Annotated in this window: 15 protein-coding genes and 3 tRNA genes; 14 read left to right on the forward strand and 4 right to left on the reverse strand. The window is 61.2% G+C overall.

What is annotated here, in order from left to right; all coding sequences use genetic code 11:
* Positions 1 to 77 precede the first annotated feature (77 nt).
* The 8 genes from AC54XV_RS08555 (at position 78) to AC54XV_RS08590 (ending at position 5,867) form a co-directional block, all read left to right on the forward strand.
* Positions 78 to 665: a CvpA family protein gene (locus AC54XV_RS08555; RefSeq protein WP_003318487.1), complete on the forward strand. Its 588-nt coding sequence runs from the start codon at positions 78 to 80 to the stop codon at positions 663 to 665.
* 12 nt (positions 666 to 677) lie between these two features.
* Complete coding sequence (purF, locus tag AC54XV_RS08560) at positions 678 to 2,186, forward strand: amidophosphoribosyltransferase (RefSeq protein ID WP_003347797.1); 1,509 nt, start codon at positions 678 to 680, stop codon at positions 2,184 to 2,186.
* 20 nt (positions 2,187 to 2,206) lie between these two features.
* Positions 2,207 to 3,418, forward strand: coding sequence for an O-succinylhomoserine sulfhydrylase (locus AC54XV_RS08565; RefSeq protein WP_054091487.1), 1,212 nt, complete (start codon positions 2,207 to 2,209; stop codon positions 3,416 to 3,418).
* Complete coding sequence (locus tag AC54XV_RS08570; protein ID WP_024639336.1) at positions 3,415 to 4,233, forward strand: SDR family oxidoreductase; 819 nt, start codon at positions 3,415 to 3,417, stop codon at positions 4,231 to 4,233. Before AC54XV_RS08565 ends, AC54XV_RS08570 begins: the two co-directional genes overlap by 4 nt.
* 150 nt (positions 4,234 to 4,383) lie before the next feature.
* Positions 4,384 to 4,459: transfer RNA gene (locus tag AC54XV_RS08575), tRNA-Val, on the forward strand.
* A 79-nt stretch (positions 4,460 to 4,538) separates the two neighbouring features.
* A tRNA-Asp gene (locus AC54XV_RS08580) sits at positions 4,539 to 4,615 on the forward strand.
* A gap of 115 nt (positions 4,616 to 4,730) precedes the next feature.
* Positions 4,731 to 4,807: transfer RNA gene (locus AC54XV_RS08585), tRNA-Asp, on the forward strand.
* 235 nt (positions 4,808 to 5,042) lie between these two features.
* On the forward strand, positions 5,043 to 5,867 hold the full coding sequence (locus AC54XV_RS08590) for a DUF2242 domain-containing protein (protein ID WP_058399210.1): 825 nt from the start codon (positions 5,043 to 5,045) through the stop codon (positions 5,865 to 5,867).
* A gap of 250 nt (positions 5,868 to 6,117) precedes the next feature.
* Here the strand turns inward: AC54XV_RS08590 and ilvA are convergent, their stop codons facing one another.
* Positions 6,118 to 7,653: a threonine ammonia-lyase, biosynthetic gene (gene ilvA / locus AC54XV_RS08595; protein WP_080278059.1), complete on the reverse strand. Its 1,536-nt coding sequence runs from the start codon at positions 7,651 to 7,653 to the stop codon at positions 6,118 to 6,120.
* Positions 7,654 to 7,968: 315 nt separating this feature from the next.
* On the opposite strand from ilvA, the gene AC54XV_RS08600 reads away from it, so the two are divergent.
* A complete protein-coding gene (locus AC54XV_RS08600) occupies positions 7,969 to 8,202 on the forward strand; it encodes a hypothetical protein (RefSeq protein WP_225650612.1) in 234 nt (77 codons plus the stop codon).
* A gap of 6 nt (positions 8,203 to 8,208) precedes the next feature.
* Here the strand turns inward: AC54XV_RS08600 and AC54XV_RS08605 are convergent, their stop codons facing one another.
* Both AC54XV_RS08605 and AC54XV_RS08610 read right to left on the reverse strand, forming a co-directional pair.
* A complete protein-coding gene (locus AC54XV_RS08605) occupies positions 8,209 to 9,249 on the reverse strand; it encodes an AraC family transcriptional regulator (RefSeq protein WP_024650822.1) in 1,041 nt (346 codons plus the stop codon).
* A 2-nt stretch (positions 9,250 to 9,251) separates the two neighbouring features.
* On the reverse strand, positions 9,252 to 10,385 hold the full coding sequence (locus AC54XV_RS08610) for a carbon-nitrogen hydrolase family protein (protein WP_032656536.1): 1,134 nt from the start codon (positions 10,383 to 10,385) through the stop codon (positions 9,252 to 9,254).
* Positions 10,386 to 10,592: 207 nt separating this feature from the next.
* Between AC54XV_RS08610 and AC54XV_RS08615 the strand changes: the two genes are divergently transcribed.
* The 5 genes from AC54XV_RS08615 to arsB all read left to right on the forward strand — a co-directional run bounded on the left by AC54XV_RS08615 (position 10,593) and on the right by arsB (position 19,085).
* The gene (locus AC54XV_RS08615; protein WP_011267166.1) at positions 10,593 to 12,632 is read left to right on the forward strand and encodes an NADPH-dependent 2,4-dienoyl-CoA reductase; all 2,040 of its coding nucleotides are present in this window, start codon (positions 10,593 to 10,595) and stop codon (positions 12,630 to 12,632) included.
* 84 nt (positions 12,633 to 12,716) lie between these two features.
* The gene (locus AC54XV_RS08620; protein WP_496718352.1) at positions 12,717 to 13,661 is read left to right on the forward strand and encodes a 1-aminocyclopropane-1-carboxylate deaminase/D-cysteine desulfhydrase; all 945 of its coding nucleotides are present in this window, start codon (positions 12,717 to 12,719) and stop codon (positions 13,659 to 13,661) included.
* Positions 13,662 to 13,808: 147 nt separating this feature from the next.
* The gene (locus AC54XV_RS08625) at positions 13,809 to 15,146 is read left to right on the forward strand and encodes an MFS transporter (RefSeq protein ID WP_011267168.1); all 1,338 of its coding nucleotides are present in this window, start codon (positions 13,809 to 13,811) and stop codon (positions 15,144 to 15,146) included.
* Positions 15,147 to 16,596: 1,450 nt separating this feature from the next.
* A complete protein-coding gene (locus tag AC54XV_RS08630) occupies positions 16,597 to 17,805 on the forward strand; it encodes an MFS transporter (RefSeq protein WP_011267172.1) in 1,209 nt (402 codons plus the stop codon).
* Positions 17,805 to 19,085, forward strand: coding sequence for an arsenical efflux pump membrane protein ArsB (gene arsB / locus AC54XV_RS08635; protein ID WP_011267173.1), 1,281 nt, complete (start codon positions 17,805 to 17,807; stop codon positions 19,083 to 19,085). Before AC54XV_RS08630 ends, arsB begins: the two co-directional genes overlap by 1 nt.
* On the opposite strand, the gene AC54XV_RS08640 is transcribed toward arsB, so the two are convergent.
* Complete coding sequence (locus AC54XV_RS08640) at positions 19,051 to 20,034, reverse strand: DUF1853 family protein (RefSeq protein ID WP_054091623.1); 984 nt, start codon at positions 20,032 to 20,034, stop codon at positions 19,051 to 19,053. The genes arsB and AC54XV_RS08640 overlap by 35 nt on opposite strands.
* Between the last annotated feature and the right edge of the window lie 315 nt (positions 20,035 to 20,349).

A 20,349-nucleotide genomic window follows, 5' to 3' on the forward strand; every position in this document is an offset into this window, starting at 1 on the left:
CGCGCCGGTAATCGCTGCTTACCGGCAGGCGGGCGCTCTGCTAAAATGCGCCGCCTTATCCGTCTGCAGGCTGCAACGTGCCATTTACTCCGGTTGACTGGGCAATTCTCGGAATTGTCGCCATCTCCGCCCTGATCAGTCTGAAGCGCGGCTTCGTAAAAGAAGCACTGTCGTTGACGACGTGGATCATTGCAGGTGTTGTGGCCTGGATGTTTGGCGCAGGGCTGTCGCAGTATCTGGTCAATTACATAGAAACACCTTCGGCCCGCGTGATCGCGAGCTGTACCATTCTTTTTGTCGCCACCCTGCTGGTAGGCGCCATGGTCAATTTTCTGATAGGCGAGCTGATTCGCGTCACCGGGCTTTCCGGGACCGATCGTTTTCTCGGCATGGTCTTCGGCGCAGCGCGCGGAGGCCTGCTTGTCGTTGTGGCGGTAGGGCTGTTGAGCCTGGGGCCGGTGCAACAGGATCAATGGTGGCAGCAGTCCAGGCTGGTGCCGCAATTTCTCATGGTCGCTGACTGGTCGAAAAACCTGATTCTCGGGATGTCCAGCAAGTGGCTCGCCAGCGGCATCAGCGTACCCGCTGACATGCCGTTCAAGGAACAGATCCTGCCGTCTACAATGCCGCAGGATGTGCTCGGTAAATCCAGTTCCACTAAGTAGGGGTTGTGTCGCATGTGTGGCATCGTCGGTATCGTCGGCAAGTCGAACGTCAATCAGGCGCTGTATGACGCGCTTACCGTCCTCCAGCACCGCGGCCAGGACGCTGCCGGTATCGTAACCAGCCATGATGGCCGGTTATTCCTGCGCAAGGACAACGGATTGGTGCGCGATGTGTTTCATCAACGTCATATGCAGCGTCTGGTCGGGCATATGGGCATCGGTCATGTGCGTTACCCCACCGCGGGCAGTTCGACGTCGGCCGAGGCTCAGCCGTTCTACGTCAACTCGCCTTACGGCATCACGCTGGCGCACAACGGCAACCTCACCAACGTCGAGCAGCTGGCCAAGGAAATTTACGAATCCGACCTGCGCCATGTGAACACCAATTCCGATTCGGAAGTGCTGCTCAACGTGTTCGCCCATGAACTGGCCGTGCGTGGCAAGTTGCAGCCAACCGAAGAGGATATCTTCGCGGCCGTGACCGACGTGCACAATCGCTGCCGCGGTGGTTATGCGGTCGTGGCCATGATCACCGGCTACGGTATCGTCGGCTTCCGTGACCCGGACGCCATTCGTCCTATCGTGTTCGGCCAGCGTCACACCGACGAAGGTGTCGAGTACATGATCGCCTCGGAAAGCGTATCGCTGGACGTGCTGGGCTTTACCCTGATTCGCGACCTTGCACCGGGCGAAGCGGTCTACATCACCGAAGACGGCAAGCTGCACACCCGTCAATGCGCGGCCAACCCCAAGTACGCACCGTGCATCTTCGAGCACGTCTATCTGGCGCGCCCGGATTCGATCATCGACGGCATCTCGGTCTACAAGGCGCGCCTGCGCATGGGCGAGAAGCTGGCCGACAAGATCCTGCGCGAGCGTCCGGATCACGATATCGACGTGGTCATCCCGATTCCGGACACCAGCCGTACTGCGGCGCTGGAGCTGGCCAACCATCTGGGCGTCAAGTTCCGCGAAGGCTTCGTCAAGAACCGTTACATCGGCCGGACCTTCATCATGCCGGGCCAGGCTGCGCGCAAGAAATCCGTACGCCAGAAGCTCAACGCCATCGAGCTGGAGTTCCGCGGCAAGAACGTGATGCTGGTGGATGACTCCATCGTACGCGGCACCACCTGCAAGCAGATCATCCAGATGGCCCGCGAAGCCGGTGCCAAGAATGTCTACTTCTGTTCTGCAGCCCCGGCTGTGCGCTACCCCAACGTCTACGGCATCGACATGCCGAGTGCTCACGAGCTGATTGCCCACAACCGCACCACGCAGGACGTGGCCGACCTCATCGGTGCCGACTGGCTGGTCTATCAGGATCTGAATGACCTGATCGAAGCGGTCAGCGGCAGCAAGAAAATCAAGATCGACAACTTCGATTGCTCGGTTTTCGACGGCAAGTACGTGACCGGCGACATCGACGAGCATTATTTGAACCGGATCGAGAGCGCGCGTAATGACGCCTCCAAGATCAAGACTCAGGCAGTGAGCGCGATCATCGATCTGTACAACAACTAATTGGGCAAGGAGTGGGCGGCATGACTCAGGAATGGGATGCAGGTCGGCTGGACAGCGACCTTGAAGGCGTAGGTTTCGATACCCTAGCCGTACGTGCCGGGCATCACCGCACACCGGAAGGAGAGCATGGCGAGCCCATGTTCTTCACCTCCAGTTACGTATTTCGCACCGCCGCCGACGCGGCTGCGCGTTTCTCCGGTGAGGTGCCGGGCAACGTCTACTCGCGTTACACCAACCCGACGGTGCGTTCGTTCGAAGAGCGCATTGCCGCACTGGAAGGTGCCGAGCAGGCCGTCGCTACGGCGACCGGCATGGCGGCAACCCTGGCTGTGGTGATGAGCCTGTGCAGCGCCGGTGATCATGTGCTGGTGTCACGCAGCGTTTTCGGCTCGACCATCAGCCTGTTCGACAAGTACTTCAAGCGCTTTGGTGTCGAGGTGGATTACGTTCCTCTCGCCGATCTGAGCGGCTGGGATGCGGCGATCAAGCCCAACACCAAAATGCTCTTCGTCGAATCGCCGTCCAATCCCCTGGCCGAGCTGGTCGACATCGCGGCGCTGGCCGAGATCGCCCACGCCAAGGGCGCGATGCTGATCGTCGACAACTGTTTCTGCACGCCGGCCTTGCAGCAGCCGCTGTTGTTGGGCGCTGACATTGTCGTGCATTCGGCCACCAAGTTCATCGATGGCCAGGGCCGTTGCATGGGCGGTGTGGTTGCCGGGCGCAGCGAGCATATGAAAGAAGTGGTCGGCTTCCTGCGTACTGCCGGGCCAACCCTCAGCCCGTTCAACGCGTGGATCTTCCTCAAGGGCCTCGAAACCCTGAACCTGCGGATGCGCGCTCACTGTGCCAATGCCCAGACGCTGGCCGAGTGGCTCGAGCAGCAGGACGGCATCGAAAAAGTCCATTACGCCGGACTGAAGAGTCACCCGCAGCACGAGCTGGCCCAGCGTCAGCAAAAGGGTTTCGGCGCGGTGGTGAGCTTCGAGGTCAAGGGCGGCAAGGACGGCGCATGGCGTTTTATCGATGCCACGCGACTGATTTCGATCACGGCCAACCTGGGTGACAGCAAAACCACGATCACTCACCCGAGCACCACCTCCCATGGTCGTCTGGCACCTCAGGAGCGTGAAGCCGCAGGTATTCGCGACAGCCTGATTCGGGTTGCAGTGGGGCTGGAAGACGTGGCTGACCTGCAGGCTGACCTGGCTCGTGGTCTGGCGGCGTTGTGAGTAGCGAGGCCAGCAATCCGGCCAGTGGCAAGCCGGGCGAGGAGTGGGCGCTGAAATTTGCCAGTGTCCACAACGGTCGTGTCGCTCTGGTGACTGGTTCCGCTCGCGGTATCGGGCTCGGCATTGCAGCGTGGCTGATTGCCGAGGGCTGGCAAGTGGTGCTGACCGATCTGGATCGTGCGCGTGGCTCGAAAGTGGCTGATGCGCTGGGTGAAAATGCCCTGTTTATTGCCATGGACGTTGCCAGTGAAGAGCAGGTCGCAGCGGGCGTGGCCGAGGTGCTTCGGCAGTTCGGTCGTCTCGATGCGCTGGTGTGCAACGCAGCGATCGCCGACCCGCACAACACGACGCTGGAAAGCCTTGAGCTGTCGCACTGGAACCGTGTGCTGGCAGTCAACCTCGGCGGTCCGATGCTGCTGGCCAAGCATTGTGCGCCATACCTGCGTGCGCATTGCGGCAGCATCGTCAACCTGACCTCCACACGCTCTCGCCAGTCGGAGGCCGATACCGAAGCTTATGCAGCCAGCAAGGGCGGTCTTATGGCGCTGACACATGCGCTGGCGATCAGCCTGGGGCCGGAGATTCGCGTCAACGCTGTCAGCCCTGGCTGGATCGACGCGCGTGACCCCTCGTTGCGCAGAGCCGAGCCGTTGTCCGAGACCGATCATGCCCAGCACCCGGCCGGCAGGGTAGGGACGGTGGAGGATGTTGCGGCGATGGTTGCCTGGCTGTTGTCCAGAAACGCCGGTTTCGTCACCGGGCAGGAGTTCGTGGTCGACGGCGGCATGACGCGCAAGATGGTGTACGCCGAGTAGTTTGCGCGGGCGAGCTTCGATTGAGCTATTGCTTGTGCTTTTGGTGTGTGGTGAGGGTTTTGTGATTGAGGCGGTTTTTAAAAAAACTTCAATCAGGCTATTGACTTAGGTTCGTTAGGTGCGTAAATTTCGCGGCCTCAACGAAGCAAAGGGTGATTAGCTCAGCTGGGAGAGCAGCTGCCTTACAAGCAGCGGGTCGGCGGTTCGATCCCGTCATCACCCACCATCGTTGAGTTTGAAAGCTGAAGTACGAGGGCTTTCAAAAGTGATTTTACAAAGCTTTCACGGACGCAAGTCCACAATGCGCAGCGGTAGTTCAGTCGGTTAGAATACCGGCCTGTCACGCCGGGGGTCGCGGGTTCGAGTCCCGTCCGCTGCGCCATATTTGTACAGATCGGGTTCGCCGGGTCTGCGATTGAAAAGCCCAAGGGTCTTTCAGTCACGTGTACAGGAAGCAGCCTACCCAAGGTTTGTTTCAAACAGGTTTACAGCGATACGCAGCGGTAGTTCAGTCGGTTAGAATACCGGCCTGTCACGCCGGGGGTCGCGGGTTCGAGTCCCGTCCGCTGCGCCATACACCGCTTCAAGGCCCTTGAACTCCTTGAAGCAAACAAGAAAGCGGCCCTAGGGTCGCTTTTTTGTTGTCTGCGTTTTGTGTGTCTGCGAGCCGGGGTTCGTGCGCCTGGGCATGGGTTGTATCCAAATCCTTTTGAACTGTACGTTGATCCAGCGTCGACCTTGTTGCAGACTTACCGCCATTTACCAGTTCGCAGTCTTGCTGGCAGTCTTTTCCTTCCTCAGGATTTTCGATGTTTAAGCTACTGAACGTTCGTACCGCCTTCTGGATTTCTGCCGTGTTGATGGCAGCCGGCTGTTCATCGCCCAAGCAGGCGGTTTACGATCATGAACACTTCGACGACGCCGGAACCTTCTCCCGAAGCTATCCTGCGACCGACATGGCTTACTGCGAGGCAGGGCGGCGTGCCTTGCTTAGTCAGGGCTATATCATTACCAGCAGCGACCCGAAGATGATTGCCGGCCGCAAGAGCTTCCAGCAGACCGGCGATACGCATATCGAGATCAGCTTCAATCTGGTGTGTGCCGCCGATGCGAAGGATGGCAATTCCACCATGTTTGCCAACGCCCTGCAGGACCGTTACGCGCTGAAGAAAACCAACAACTCGGCCAGCCTCGGTGTAGGCGTGCTGGGCTCCGTGTCGATGCCGATAGGCTCGACTGACGACTCGATGGTCAAGGTCGCCAGCGAGACCGTCTCGTCAGCGAAGTTCTACGAACGCTTTTTCGGTCTGGTGGAAAACTTCCTGCCGCCTGAAGTGAAAAAGGCTGCGCATATTGTCGAGAAGCCCAAGGCCGACCTGGGTGTGCCTGACACCGCTCCCGCAGCCCCGGCGGCTCCCGCCAAGGCTGCCGAGCCTGCGAAGCTGGCGCCTGCGTCGTCAGAAAACGCGCCGAAGGCCGAGCATGCTGCCGAACCGGTTACGCCTGCTGCAAGCGAACCTGTGCCTGCGCCGTCTGAACCGGCTTCGTTCAAGACAGAAACGGTCGAAACACCGGCCGCAGAACCTGCAGAAAGTACCACTCCCACGCCAGTCGAGCCCGCCCCGGCGCAGTAAAGTTTGGTGCGGAGCGTCGGTAACGAAGCCTGTCTTGCCCACGCTCCGCGTCCTGCCCTTGTGACGCAGAGCGTCACGAACTGCATTCCCACGCTGGAGCGTGAGGAACGATAGTCGTCAGGGATAACACCATCGTGCCCATGCTCCGCGTGGGTACGCCGGTCCGGACGCTCTGCGTCCTCTTGCGACGCGGAGCGTCGTGAACTGCATTCCCACGCTGGAGCGTGAGGAACGAGAGATATCCTCGGCCTCAGCCCAGAAACAGCCGGTACGCCGGGTTCTCGCTTTCGTCCCAATACCGGTAACCAATCTCGTCCAGCGCAGGGCCGACCAGATGCCGCTCTTCCTCCGGCACCACCAGCCCGGCAACCACTCGGCCATCGGCTGCGCCGTGGTTGCGGTAGTGGAACATGGAGATGGTCCAGCGCCCGCCCAGGCGGTTGAGGAAGTTGAACAGCGCGCCCGGTCGCTCCGGGAACTCGAAGCGCAGCACCACTTCATCGTCGACCCGCTCGGCATGCCCGCCGACCATGTGGCGGATGTGCAGTTTGGCCAGTTCGTTGTCTGTCAGGTCCAGCACCGGGAAGCCTTGCCCGGTCAGGCTGGCGATCAGGGCGCTGCGTGGGTCGTTCTCGGGATGGGTCTGCACGCCGACGAAGATGTGCGCCTCGCGGTCGGTGTGATAGCGGTAGTTGAATTCGGTGATCTGCCGCTTGCCGATGGCCTCGCAGAACGCCTTGAAGCTGCCCGGTTGCTCGGGGATGGTCACGGCAATGATCGCCTCGCGGCCTTCGCCCAGTTCGGCGCGTTCGGCCACGTGCCGCAAGCGGTCGAAGTTGACGTTGGCCCCGGAATCAATCGCCACCAGCGTCTGGCCGCTGACGCCGCGCTGCTCGACATATTTCTTGATCCCGGCCACGCCCAACGCGCCGGAGGGCTCGGTGATCGAGCGGGTGTCATCGTAGATGTCCTTGATCGCCGCACAGATCTCATCCGTGCTGACGGTGATCACTTCATCGACATAATGGCGGCACACTTCAAAGGTGTGATGGCCGATCTGCGCGACCGCCACGCCATCGGCAAACAGCCCGACCTGGCTCAACACCACGCGCTCCCCGGCGGCCATCGCCGCCTGCAGGCAGTTGGAATCGTCCGGCTCGACGCCGATCACCTTGATCTCCGGGCGCAGGTATTTCACGTAAGCCGCGATACCGGCAATCAGACCGCCACCCCCGACCGGAACAAAGATCGCATCCAGCTGACCCGGTTGCTGACGAAGGATCTCCATCGCCACAGTGCCTTGCCCGGCGATGGTGTCAGGGTCGTCATACGGATGGATGTAGACGAAACCTTGTTCGTCGACCAGCTTCAGCGAGTAGGCCAGCGCTTCCGGGAACGAATCGCCGTGCAGCACCACGGTGGCCCCCCGCGAGCGCACGCCCTCGACCTTGATCTCCGGCGTGGTGCGCGGCATGACGATGGTCGCCTTGATCCCCAGCTCACGCGCCGCCAGCGCCAGGCCCTGGGCATGATTGCCTGCCGAGGCCGTCACCACGCCCCGTGCGGTCTGCTCTGCGGGCAATTGTGCGAGCTTGTTGTACGCACCGCGAATTTTGAACGAGAACACCGGCTGCAGGTCTTCGCGCTTGAGCAGCACCTGATTGCCCAGCCGTTCGGACAGCTGGCGAGCGCCTTGCAGCGGCGTTTCGATGGCAACGTCGTAGACGCGCGAGGTGAGGATTTTGCGCGCGTAATAGTTGAGCAGAGCGTGCGGGGCCTGGCTCATCGCATCGCCTCTTCATACGTCGTGCCTGGATACCCGGCGAACGCGCGCGGCAGACCGATAATCAGGTCCAGAGAAGCGAGAAGGGCGATAGAGCGAGGGATGGCGATCATGTCTGACTCCTGATTCGGCAATTGTTGCCCGGGAGACAGAAGAAACCCGCCTCCAGGGCGGGTTTTTGGCAAACGTCGGCTAACCCGCCATGACTGGAATGACGGTAATAATCTGGCCGAGGTTGTGCTTGATGAGGTTCATGAGCAGGAGGTTAGGTCGACACTGGCATGCAAGTCAATAGCGCCCGTCAGCTACGGGGGTGACGTGAATACTGAATCGACCACGGTCTTTTTCGTCTGTTTGACAGGAATCAACATTTTTATTTCACATTGGCACTTTAATGTTGATCTTGCGGTCAGTTATTTCAGCTTTGATTATCACCCCCACTCACTCAGCCAAGAGGACGAAGAAATGGACGAATACCAGGAAGAACTACTCGAATACCGTGCATCGGAACTGGACCCGGTAGAGCCTGCCGACGACGCTACCGAACTGTGAACGGCTTCATGCGCTTTGACGCTGGCTGCGGCGGAACTCTCCCGGAGTCTGCCCGTTCCAGCGTTTGAAGGCGCGTTGAAAGGCTTCGGCAGAAGCGAATCCCAGCAGGTAGGCGATCTCCCCGAACGCCAGTTCAGTGTCGCGAATGTACGTCATTGCCAGGTCGCGCCGCGTGCCATTGAGCACTGCGCGAAAGCAGGTACCTTCCTCGGCCAGCTTGCGACGCAGCGTCCAGGTCGGCAGTTTGAGCCTTGCTGCCACTTCCTCCAGATCCGGTTCACTTCCGCCGTTCAATAACGGCCCCAGCAATTGAATGATGCGTTCACGCAGGCTGCGGGTGCGGGTCTGTTGTTCCAGTTCGCTTTCGCACAACTGCAACAGGTGCCGCCAGGTGCTTGGGCAATGGTCGGGGTTGCGCAATGCCAGGCTGGTCTGGTCCAGACGCAGTTGGTTGGTCGCCGCGCCAAACACCACCGGGTTATCACTCAGTACGGCGTATTGCGCGGCATAGTCAGGCGCTTCGAATTCGATCTCGACGCGTTGTGCGCGCAGTTCGGTGCCTGCCAGCGTGGAAAGCTGAGCCAGCCAGCCAGCTAAAATCGAGTCCACCACAAACCTGTTGTAAGCGTTATAGGGGCTGATTGAATAGAAGCGCATCCAGGCGCCGCCCGCGTCCTCATGGAAGCTCGACTGACCGCGATAATTGGAGCCATACAAGGGTTCAAAGCGGATCAGGGTGCGTGCCGCCTCGCGCACGTTGGGTGCCTGGGCCGCGGTGATACCGGCCAGACCTGCCTGCGCGAAACGACTCAGCTGGCCCATGCGCAAGCCCAGCCCGGGCTGGCCGGTCAGCTGGATGGCAGCGTGTCCCAGGCGCATGTAGCGCGGGATCGACAGCCGCGCCCGCGCCTGGCTCAGGCGAATCGGGTCAAGACCGTACTGCTCCAGCAGCGCGTCAGGGTTCCTGTCGAAACTGTTGACCGCATCGCTCAGGCTCTGGATGAAACCCACTGACAGATCACCCAGGCGCAGGGTCAGGGTCGGCATCGTCAAAGCCAGAGGTTGATCAGGCGCGCACCGCCAGCGGCAGCATTTTCCTGCTGCGGCTCGGCGATCGTCTGCCCAGCGTGGCTGGCAAAACTTTGCCCGGCCACGCCCTGATTCCAGAACTGCCCGCGCATGAACACGCTGATCCCGGCTTGCGCAGTGCTTTGCGGAACACGCCCGGTCAACGTCAGGTGATGCCAGGCTTCGCCCTCGCTGGGCGTGTCGGTCGGCACGTCGATGTCTGTATGCCTTGGCTTGCGCCACGGTTCGGACCAGGCGGCCTTGCCGATGACGAAGGCCGGCACTGCAATCAGTTGCGCACCGTTCTGGTTCAGGCGCGCGTAATTATCCGGGTACCAGCTGTCGCTGCCGATCAGCACACCCAAGCGCCCGGCCGGGGTGTCGATCACATTCAACGGTGCGTCGCTTGCCGTGCGCACATAACGCTTCTGATAGCGCTCGGGGTACAACTGACGCTGCGGCTGACCGAGCGGCAGCCCATCGCTGCCAAACGTCAGGCTGCTGTTATACAGCGCGCCACTGCCGACCTTCAGCTGGCCATCTTCAACGCTGGGATCGGGCAGCACAATCGAGCCTGCCACCAGTGTGACGCCGAACTCTCTGGCCAGGCCGCCAAACAGTGTCTGATAGTCCCGCGCCATCGATCGGGCCTTGATCCGCAGGTGGGCGTCATCCAGACGGTCCCTGCCTTCGGCCCCCAGGATCGCCGTGATAAATTGCAACGGATTGCTCCACGACAGCCATTCCATGGCGTCATCCAGCGTGGCGGCTTGATAGAGCTGATCCTTCTCGCCACTGGCGAACAGCCAGGTGCCGATATGTTCCGGCAGTACCACCACCGTGCGTGAGTTGATCAGCCCCTTGTCACGGGCCTGTTGCAAATAAGCGGCGAGCTTGCGGTGCAGTCGCTCGGTGTTCTGGTAATCAGTCGGAAACAGCTCGGGCTCGATCCCCAGCAGGTTGCCGCGCTCACCGGGCTGGCCTTCATTGATGGCCAGACGAATGCGCAGATCGGACAGGTAGTGACCCGCCGGACGTTGATCGGTCCAGATCGCGTAGCTGACGAGGCTGGCAACGCTCAGCAGAACCAGGCAGATGGCGAAGAATTTGCGCATAAAAAGATCGAATGACGGCCATCGGGAAATTGTCGACTAGGGTAGGGCGGCGTCAGGCGCTTGCCAAGTGCCACTGCGCGTTTGGATCAATAACTTGTCACTTTCGGTCATTGAGTGTGTGGCGGGATGCGTCTTTACTGGTGCCCATGAACCAGAGGACCCGCAGAGGTCCTTGCTATTCCGTGATTGACTCGATGGAGCTTCGCCATGACTGCTGCTCATTATCCGCACCTGCTGGCCCCGCTGGACCTGGGCTTCACGACCTTGCGCAACCGCACCCTGATGGGCTCGATGCACACCGGTCTCGAAGAGCGGCCGGGCGGCTTCGAGCGCATGGCGACCTATTTTGCCGAACGCGCCCGTGGCGGGGTCGGGCTGATGGTCACCGGCGGCATCGCGCCCAACGAAGAGGGCGGGGTGTATGACGGCGCGGCAAAACTCACCAACGCCAAAGAAGCGGAGCGCCATCGTATCGTGACCCAGGCGGTCCACGACGCTGGCGGCAAGATCTGCCTGCAGATCCTCCATGCCGGTCGCTACGCCTACAGCCGCAAGCAGGTCGCGCCCAGCGCCATTCAGGCGCCGATCAACCCGTTTACGCCGCGAGAACTGGATGAAGAGGGCATCGAAAAGCAGATCGCTGATTTCGTGACCTGCTCGACACTGGCCCGCAGTGCCGGTTATGACGGTGTCGAAATCATGGGCTCGGAAGGCTATTTCATCAATCAGTTCCTGGCCGCGCATACCAACCACCGGACCGACCGTTGGGGCGGCAGCTATGAAAACCGCATGCGGCTGGCGGTCGAGATCGTCAGGCGCGTGCGTGAGGCGGTCGGGGCGCAGTTCATCATCATCTTTCGCCTGTCGATGCTCGATCTTGTGGAAGGCGGCAGCAGTTGGGAAGAAATCGTCGAGCTGGCCAAGGCGGTCGAGCAGGCCGGTGCAACCCTGATCAACACCGGCATCGGCTGGCATGAAGCGCGCATTCCGACCATCGCCACCAAGGTGCCGCGCGCCGCATTCAGTAAGGTCACTGCGAAACTGCGCGGCTCGGTTAGCATCCCGCTGATTACCACCAACCGGATCAATACCCCGGAAGTTGCCGAGCGCATTCTCAGCGAAGGTGATGCAGACATGGTCTCGATGGCTCGTCCGTTTCTGGCCGATCCCGAGTTCGTCAACAAGGCCGCTGCGGGCCATGCCGAACGCATCAACACCTGCATCGGCTGCAACCAGGCCTGCCTCGACCACACCTTCGGCGGCAAGCTGACCAGCTGTCTGGTCAATCCGCGTGCCTGCCACGAGACCGAGCTCAATTACCTGCCCACCCTGCAGATCAGGAAAATTGCCGTAGTGGGTGCCGGGCCTGCCGGTCTGGCCGCGGCGACCGTCGCCGCACAGCGCGGGCATGAGGTGACGCTGTTCGATTCGGCCAGCGAAATCGGCGGCCAGTTCAATATCGCCAAGCGCGTGCCGGGCAAGGAGGAGTTCGCCGAAACGCTGCGTTACTTCCGCAACAAAGTGCAGGAGACGGGTGTTCAGTTACGTCTTGGCAATCGGGTAAAGGCTGCAGACCTGCTGGACGCAGGCTTTGACGAGGTGATTCTGGCGACCGGCATCGCGCCGCGCACACCGGCCATCCCCGGCATCGATAACCCCATGGTGTTGAGCTATCTGGACGTCATATTGCAGCGCAAGCCGGTCGGACGCCGCGTGGCGGTGATAGGCGCGGGTGGTATCGGTTTCGATGTGTCGGAATTTCTCGTGCATCAGGGCGTGGCCACCAGTCTGGATCGCGAGGCTTTCTGGAAAGAGTGGGGCATCGATATGACGTTGCAGGCTCGCGGCGGTGTCGCCGGGGTCAAACCCGAAGTCCACGCGCCGGCACGCCAGGTGTTTCTGTTGCAGCGCAAGAGCTCCAAGGTGGGCGACGGCCTGGGCAAAACCACCGGCTGGATTCACCGCACGGGGCTCAAGAACAAACAGGTGCAGATGCTCAATGCCGTTCAGTACCTGAAAATCGACGATGCAGGGCTGCATATTCGCATCGGCGAAGACGGCGAGGAAAAGCTGCTGGCGGTGGATAACGTAGTGATCTGTGCCGGGCAGGACCCGTTGCGTGAGCTGTATGACGATCTGCTCAACGCCGGGCAAAGCGTGCACCTGATCGGCGGCGCGGATGTTGCCGCAGAGCTGGACGCCAAGCGGGCCATCGACCAGGGCTCACGTCTGGCCGCCACTCTGTGACAGACAATGCCTGATCAAGGGTTTTGCAACGCAGCCTGCTGACCGGCGAAGACCCTGAAACGGCTTGTCTGTAAACTGCGGCGCATGATGCTCGACGCCCTCGGCTGGCAACCCACTGCTCCCCTGGAACGCTTGAACCTGCCCTGGCTGCAAGACGCCGGGGTCGAGGTTGCGATCCTGCGCCTGGACCTTATCGACGCGCTGATCAGCGGTAACAAATGGTTCAAGCTCAGCGAGCACCTCAGTCTGGCTGTTGATTCGGGGGCCGAGGGGTTGATCAGCCTCGGCGGCGCACATTCCAATCATCTGCGTGCCCTGGCCGCTGCAGGCAAACGCTTCGGTTTCCCGACGGTCGGCCTGTTGCGCGGTCATGCCCAGCAGACGCCGACGGTGCTCGATCTGCAGGCTTTCGGCATGCAACTGCACTGGCTGGGTTATGCCGGCTATCGTGAGCGGCATGCTGCGGGCTTCTGGTCGCCGTGGCAGGCCCGCTATCCCGGTCTTTATCCGATTGCCGAAGGCGGTGGCGGGCTTGCCGGTGCATTGGGTTGCGGTCGGTTGCGGGCAATGCTCGACGAGCAGCTCGGGCACCTGGGCTGGGACGATTACCACGGATGGTGGTTGGCGGCAGGCACCGGCACCACTCTGGTCGGCTTGCTGTTGGCAGAGGCGGGCGCCCGGCCGGTGTATGGGGCGATGGCTGTGCCCGAGGATCACGGGGTCGCGCAAAATATCATCGCGGTGCTGAATGAGGCGGCCGGTGCGCAAACCGATGTCGCGCCGCGCCTGCCACCCACTTGTATTCTGCTCGATGCCAGCCGCGGCGGTTTCGCCAGAACCGACGCGGCGCTGCTCGGTTTCATTGCCGACAGCGAGGCACAGAGCGGTGTACCTCTGGAGCCGCTGTACACCGGCAAGGCGTTGCTGGCCCTGCATGATGAAGTGCTGGCCGGTCGTTTCGCGCCCGGCACCCGGCTGGTCTTCGTCCACACCGGCGGCCTTCAGGGGCGGCGTGCGATGGGCCTGTAAGCCACGTGGCAGAGCCTTTGGCATGAATTCTGCGCAGAACGATGCGAGACGTCGGCCCTGACTACGTGGATGACACTTCTGGAGAGGGGCATCCGGGTCGCTGTCTCGATAATCGATCCATTCCAGATCAACACGCCGAGGCCCGCCATGACCACTACTACCGTAGAGCAAGTCGACCCTGCCACGCTGAAAAAAGTCATCGTCGCTGCGGCCATCGGCAACTTCGTCGAGTGGTTCGATTTTGCCGTCTATGGATTTCTGGCGACGACGATCGCGCTGCAGTTTTTCCCCAGCGGCGACAGCAGTGCAGCGTTGTTGAAAACCTTTGCCGTGTTCGCCGTGGCCTTTGCATTCAGACCGCTGGGCGGGATTTTCTTCGGCATGCTGGGTGACCGGATCGGGCGCAAGAAAACCCTGGCCATGACCATCCTGCTGATGGCCGGCGCCACCACACTGATCGGCCTGTTGCCGACCTATGCCGCGATCGGTGTGATGGCACCGGTGCTGCTGACCATCATTCGCTGTGCGCAGGGTTTCTCGGCCGGCGGCGAGTATGCCGGTGCCTGCGCGTACCTCATGGAGCACGCGCCGCGCACGCAACGTGCCTGGTACGGCAGCTTCGTTCCGGTCTCGACGTTCTCCGCATTCGCTGCCGCAGCAGTAGTGGCCTACGCGCTTGAGTCGTTGCTGTCGACCGAGGCCATGGGCAACTGGGGCTGGCGTCTGCCGTTTCTGATTGCTGCGCCGCTGGGGCTGGTCGGGCTGTACCTGCGCTGGAAGCTCGATGAAACCCCGGCGTTTCAGGCGGTTGCTCAAGAACACGCCGTGGCTCACTCGCCGCTCAAGGATACCTTGCGCCATCACGCCGCGGCGATGTGCTGTCTGGGCGCATTCGTGTCACTGACGGCGTTGTCGTTCTACATGTTCACCACCTACTTCGCGACCTACCTGCAAGTGGCCGGTGGACTGAGCAGGGCAACGGCGCTGCTGGTCTCGTTGATCGCGCTGGCCTTCGCCGCCGCCCTCTGCCCACTGGCCGGTGCCTATTCGGATCGGGTAGGGCGCCGGGTCACCATGGCAACGGCCTGCATTCTGTTGATGGTCGTGGTGGTTCCATCATTCCTGATGGCCAGCTCCGGCTCGTTCATCGCCTCGATCATCGGCGTCATGCTGCTCGCCGTGGGCGCAGTGCTGTGTGGCGTGGTAACAGCCGCACTGCTGTCGGAAACCTTTCCCACCCGTACCCGCTACACCGCCTCGGCGATCACCTACAACATGGCCTACACCCTGTTCGGCGGCACCGCGCCGCTGATGGCAACCTGGCTGATCAGCATGACCGGCAGCAACCTGTCGCCCGCGTTCTACCTCATCGCCGTGGCAGCACTGGCAATGGCCGGCGGCATGGCCCTGCCGGAAACCTCGAAAATATCGTTGCATGATGTACCTGTTACAGGCGAGGAACCGGTGGTGGGGTCAATTGCCTGAGGGCAGAGGCCGGAAACGAACATGGCTCGCATCGCAGAGCGCTGTGTGACGCAGAGCGTCACGAACTGCATTCCAACGCGGGGAACGATAGTCAAAACAATCTCATGCCTTACTCGCAGCCACTGGCGCAAAAGCGCTTTTCAACCGCGATGTTACTGACGACGCAGAGTGCGACGTTAGTGATGGCTGAGTCCTGGCGCTGATCCGGGGGTAGCCTGGCAGGACGCCAGGCTAGCCGCACCGCGCCATGGATGGCGCGTTGCGGCGACCCCCGGATCAGTGACAGGGCGAAGGAACCCGACGAAGTCGGGCCGGAAACCGGAGCGAGGGGTTTTGCCTACTTTGGCCCCATCAAAGTAGGTCGCCGAGGGGCGAAAAGGTGACCTGAGCCGAACGTCAATCCAGCTAATGTCGCAGAACCGCTGTGTGACGCAGAGCGTCACGAAAGGCATTACCACGCAGAGCGTGGGAACGAGAATCTGAGGCGAACCCCAATCCGCCTGATGTCGCAGAACCGCCGTGTGACGCAGAGCGTCACGAACTGCATTCCAATGCGGAGCGTTGGAACGATAGTCAACAGAATCCCATGTCTTACGCGCAGCCACTGGCGCAAAAGCGCTTTTCAACCGCGATGTCACTGACGACGCAGAGTGCGACGTTAGTGACGGCTGAGTCCTGGCGCTGATCCGGGGGTAGCCTGGCAGGACGCCAGGCTAGCCGCACCGCGCCATGGATGGCGCGTTGCGGCGACCCCCGGATCAGTGACAGGGCGAAGGAACCCGACGAAGTCGGGCCGGAAACCGGAGCGAGGGGGTTTGCCTACTTTGGCCCCATCAAAGTAGGTCGCCGAGGGGCGAAAAGGTGACCTGAGCCGAACGTCAATCCAGCTGATGTCGCAGAACCGCTGTGTGACGCAGAGCGTCACGAAAGGCATTACCACGCGGAGCGTGGGAACGAGAATCTGAGTCGAACCCCAATCCGCCTGATGTCGCAGAACCGCTGTGTGACGCAGAGCGTCACGAAAGGCATTACCACGCGGAGCGTGGGAACGAGAATCTGAGTCGAACCCCAATCCGCCTGATGTCGCAGAACCGCCGTGTGACGCAGAGCGTCACGAACTGCATTCCCACGCTGGAGCGTGGGAACGAGAATCTGAGTCGAACGCCAATCCAGCTGATGTCGCAGAACCGCTGTGTGACGCAGAGCGTCACGAAAGGCATTACCACGCGGAGCGTGGGAACGAGAATCTGAGTCGAACCTCAATCCAGCTGATGTCGCAGAACCGCCGTGTGACGCAGAGCGTCACGAAAGGCATTTCCGTCAGCAAAAATGCAACAAAACGTGGCACAGTCGCCCCGAAAAATGGCACATTGGCGCGCCCCGGTACGCGTGACACATCTTGTAATCATTCGTACCGGGCGGCCCGCGAACCCTTTTACGGATAAATACCATGGCGACCAGTGCTCCGCCCGCGACGGCGAAGGCCTCGACCACCCCTCAAGCCAGCCCGCTGGTGATGCGCATCATCGGTGCTGTTGCCCTCGCGCACCTGGTCAACGACCTGATTCAAGCCATCCTCCCGTCGATCTACCCGATGCTCAAGGCCAGCTACGACCTGAGCTTCACCCAGATCGGCCTGATTACCCTGACATTTCAGATCACAGCCTCGCTGCTGCAGCCCTGGGTCGGTTATTACACTGACCGCCATCCCAACCCGCTGGTACTGCCCGTCGGATCGATCTGCACGCTGATCGGCATCGTCATGATGTCGATGGTCGGCAGTTTCCCCTTGATCCTGCTGGCCGCCGCGCTGATCGGCATCGGCTCGTCAACGTTCCACCCGGAAGCCTCGCGTATCGCGCGGCTGGCCTCCGGTGGTCGTTACGGGCTCGCGCAATCGACCTTTCAGGTCGGCGGCAACACAGGCACGGCATTCGGACCGTTGCTGGCGGCGGCGATCATCATCCCGTTCGGCCAGGGCAATGTCGCCTGGATCGGCCTGTTTGCGTTGTTCTCGCTGGGGCTGCTGTATGCGATCAGCCGCTGGTATCGCACGCACCTCAACCTGTTCAAGCTCAAGGCCGGTCAGGCAGCCACTCATGGTCTGTCCAGAAAACGCGTGATTGCCTCGTTGGCAGTGCTGGCGTTCCTGGTGTTTTCCAAGTTCTTCTACATGACCAGCCTGACCAGCTATTTCACCTTCTACCTGATCGAGAAATTTGGTCTGTCGGTCGCCAGCTCGCAGTTGCACCTGTTCCTGTTTCTGGGCGCCGTGGCGGCGGGGACCTTTTTCGGCGGGCCGATCGGTGACCGAATTGGCCGCAAGGCGGTGATCTGGTTCTCGATTCTTGGTGCCGCGCCGTTCACCCTGGCGCTGCCCTATGCGGATCTGTTCTGGACCAGCGTACTCAGTGTGATCATTGGCTTCGTCCTGGCCTCGGCGTTTTCCGCCATCGTGGTCTACGCCCAGGAGCTGGTGCCTGGCAACGTGGGCATGATCGCCGGGCTGTTCTTCGGCCTGATGTTCGGCTTCGGCGGCATTGGCGCTGCCTTGCTCGGTTATCTGGCTGACAGCCACGGCATCCTGTTCGTCTACACGCTGTGCTCGTACCTGCCGCTGCTCGGTATCCTCGCGATTCTTCTGCCTCGGACCAAATAATGCTGATAGCAACGCTGATTTTCCTGTTCACCATCACGCTGGTCATCTGGCAACCCAAGGGCCTGGGTGTAGGCTGGAGTGCCGTATTGGGGGCAATTCTGGCGTTGCTGACAGGCGTCGTGCACGTCAGTGACATCGCTGTGGTGTGGGGCATCATCTGGAATGCCACGGCGACGTTCATTTCGCTGATCATCATCACGCTGCTGCTCGATGAGGCCGGTTTCTTCGCCTGGGCAGCGCTGCATGTGGCGCGCTGGGGCAAGGGCAACGGGCGCCGTTTGTTTGCCCTGTTCGTGCTATTCGGTGCGCTGGTGTCCGCCTTGTTCGCCAACGATGGCGCGGTGCTGATCCTCACCCCGATCGTCATTGCCATGATGCTGGCGTTGCGTTTCTCGCCTGCGTCGACGCTGGCGTTCGTCATGGCGGCCGGTTTCATCGCCGATACGGCCAGCCTGCCGCTGGTGGTCTCGAACCTGGTGAACATCGTGTCGGCGGATTACTTCAAGATCGGTTTCAACCGTTACGCAGCCGTCATGGTGCCGGTGAATCTGGCCAGTGTCGCCGCCACCCTGGCCGTGCTGATGTGGTATTTCCGTCGGGATATTCCCGCCGAGTTCGAGCCCGAACAGCTGGACAAGCCGGAAACGGTCATCCATGACCGCGCCACGTTTCTGGCCGGTTGGGCGGTGCTGGTGATTCTGCTGGTGGGCTGTTTCGCCCTTGAACCGCTGGGCATCCCGATCAGCGCGATCTCGTCGGTGTGTGCAGTGTTGCTGCTGGCCATCGCCGCCAAAGGGCATACGATCAAGACCCGCAAGGTGATGAAAGAAGCACCGTGGCACATCGTGGTCTTTTCGCTGGGCATGTACCTGGTGGTCTATGGCCTGCGTAACGCCGGGCTGACCGATTACCTGGCCAATCTGCTGGACTGGTTCGCGGGCTATGGCATCTGGGGCGCGGCGATGGGCACCGGCGTGATGACTGCGTTCCTGTCTTCGATCATGAACAACATGCCCACGGTACTCATCGGGCTGCTGTCCATCGACGCAAGTCATGCCAGCGGTGCGATCCAGGAAGCCATGATCTACGCCAACGTGATCGGTAGCGACCTCGGCCCGAAAATCACCCCCATCGGCAGCCTGGCCACGCTGCTCTGGCTGCATGTGCTGCAGCGCAAGGGCATCACTATCAGCTGGGGCTACTACTTCAAGGTCGGTATCGTGCTGACCGTGCCTGTGCTGCTGGTCACACTGGCTGCGCTGGCATTGCGGTTGAGTTGAGCGGATGACTGGTATCGGCGAGGTTCGGCCACATGTCCGACACCAGAAACAGCCGTTCGGCTTCTTCCCAGTGGCCCTCGGCATTCTCCCTGAGGCGCACCAATAGCTGCGCCGGGGCCAGCGGGTCGAGTTCACTCAGCCATTCGTGCAATTGTTGATCGCTCCATGCCTCGTTATAGAGTGCCGGCGCCAGCCAGGCATGGCGCGGCAGGGGCTGCCAGCGTCCCGGTTGGCTTTGCGCCAGGAACGACTTCCAGTCACGTTGATGTAGCCAGCGACCCTTGAGGTGCTGCGGATGAACGCCGGCAGGGGACTGGCATGAGCCTGGCCACGGATACAACAGGTAGCCGCCCAGCCACAACCGCGCAGTGAACGCTTCGACCCCCAGCGCTGCCAGCGTCGCCCGGCTTTCCGGGCGTGCCGACATCGGCAACTGATGCTGGCTCAGATGCGTCAGTTTGCGGTCCAGCCGGTCCTGACAGCCAGGCCCCAGCCAGTGCGCCGGGTCGCTGCCATCGCCGTCCTGTGGCCCCAGGTAGAGCTTGATCGCCAGTTCGACGTGGTGCACGCCTTCGCGATCACGCAGCAGCATGTCCAGCTCGCCCAGGGTCTGGCTGCCAAGCCTGATCGGCAGGTTGGCGGCGATTATTTCCACCCCCGGCGCATGCTGCAGGGCGAATTGCCAGAGCCGTTCGTAATAGCGGCCCAGTCTTCGTGTGGTGGCCTGCGCCAGCCAGTCTTCGAGCGGGCGGCTGTCGCGGTCCAGTTGCCAGAGAAAGTCCGCCAGTTGCTGTGGCGCTTTTACCCAGTCGCTGCCCGCCAGTGGATGGCGCTGCGGCCAGGGCGCGGTTTCAAGCATGGGCGGCGCGAGGATCACCCAGGCAAGGTCGCGCACTTCGGAATGCCGCAATTGGCGGGGGAGATCGATCAGGTCGGGGAATAGAGTCATGTGTCGAGGATAGCGTGAGTCGCCGCCGACAAACAGCGTGTTGCGCAAACAGCATATGCACGCCGGTGTTTTTGCTTTCGACGACAACGTATGACGTACGATGTGCGACAGGATGATCATCGAATATAAAAAGGTTATTGATAATTATCAGGCGCCTTCTCTTTGTGCACACTGTCATTCATATCCAGTATATTGTTGGCGTCAAACAGTTCAGGCGCCAGTCAAGGATGTTCATTGGCCGGTGTTTCTCAATGGTGGTCACCGTGTGGTGAACGTCATTCAATCAGTCGGTCGACTCGTGGGCTGCTTTATATA

The sequence above is a fragment of the Pseudomonas fragariae (ex Marin et al. 2024) genome (assembly GCF_059621105.1).

What these genes read in the sequence shown, in the direction of transcription:
- ilvA (WP_080278059.1), bottom strand. Translation starts at nt 7,653, where the DNA reads ATGAGCCAGGCCCCGCACGCTCTGCTCAACTATTACGCGCGCAAAATC.
- AC54XV_RS08605 (WP_024650822.1), bottom strand. Translation starts at nt 9,249, where the DNA reads ATGCCGACCCTGACCCTGCGCCTGGGTGATCTGTCAGTGGGTTTCATC.
- AC54XV_RS08640 (WP_054091623.1), bottom strand. Translation starts at nt 20,034, where the DNA reads ATGACTCTATTCCCCGACCTGATCGATCTCCCCCGCCAATTGCGGCAT.
- AC54XV_RS08625 (WP_011267168.1), top strand. Translation starts at nt 13,809, where the DNA reads ATGACCACTACTACCGTAGAGCAAGTCGACCCTGCCACGCTGAAAAAA.
- AC54XV_RS08615 (WP_011267166.1), top strand. Translation starts at nt 10,593, where the DNA reads ATGACTGCTGCTCATTATCCGCACCTGCTGGCCCCGCTGGACCTGGGC.
- AC54XV_RS08630 (WP_011267172.1), top strand. Translation starts at nt 16,597, where the DNA reads ATGGCGACCAGTGCTCCGCCCGCGACGGCGAAGGCCTCGACCACCCCT.
- AC54XV_RS08565 (WP_054091487.1), top strand. Translation starts at nt 2,207, where the DNA reads ATGACTCAGGAATGGGATGCAGGTCGGCTGGACAGCGACCTTGAAGGC.
- AC54XV_RS08590 (WP_058399210.1), top strand. Translation starts at nt 5,043, where the DNA reads ATGTTTAAGCTACTGAACGTTCGTACCGCCTTCTGGATTTCTGCCGTG.
- AC54XV_RS08610 (WP_032656536.1), bottom strand. Translation starts at nt 10,385, where the DNA reads ATGCGCAAATTCTTCGCCATCTGCCTGGTTCTGCTGAGCGTTGCCAGC.
- arsB (WP_011267173.1), top strand. Translation starts at nt 17,805, where the DNA reads ATGCTGATAGCAACGCTGATTTTCCTGTTCACCATCACGCTGGTCATC.
- AC54XV_RS08620 (WP_496718352.1), top strand. Translation starts at nt 12,717, where the DNA reads ATGATGCTCGACGCCCTCGGCTGGCAACCCACTGCTCCCCTGGAACGC.
- purF (WP_003347797.1), top strand. Translation starts at nt 678, where the DNA reads ATGTGTGGCATCGTCGGTATCGTCGGCAAGTCGAACGTCAATCAGGCG.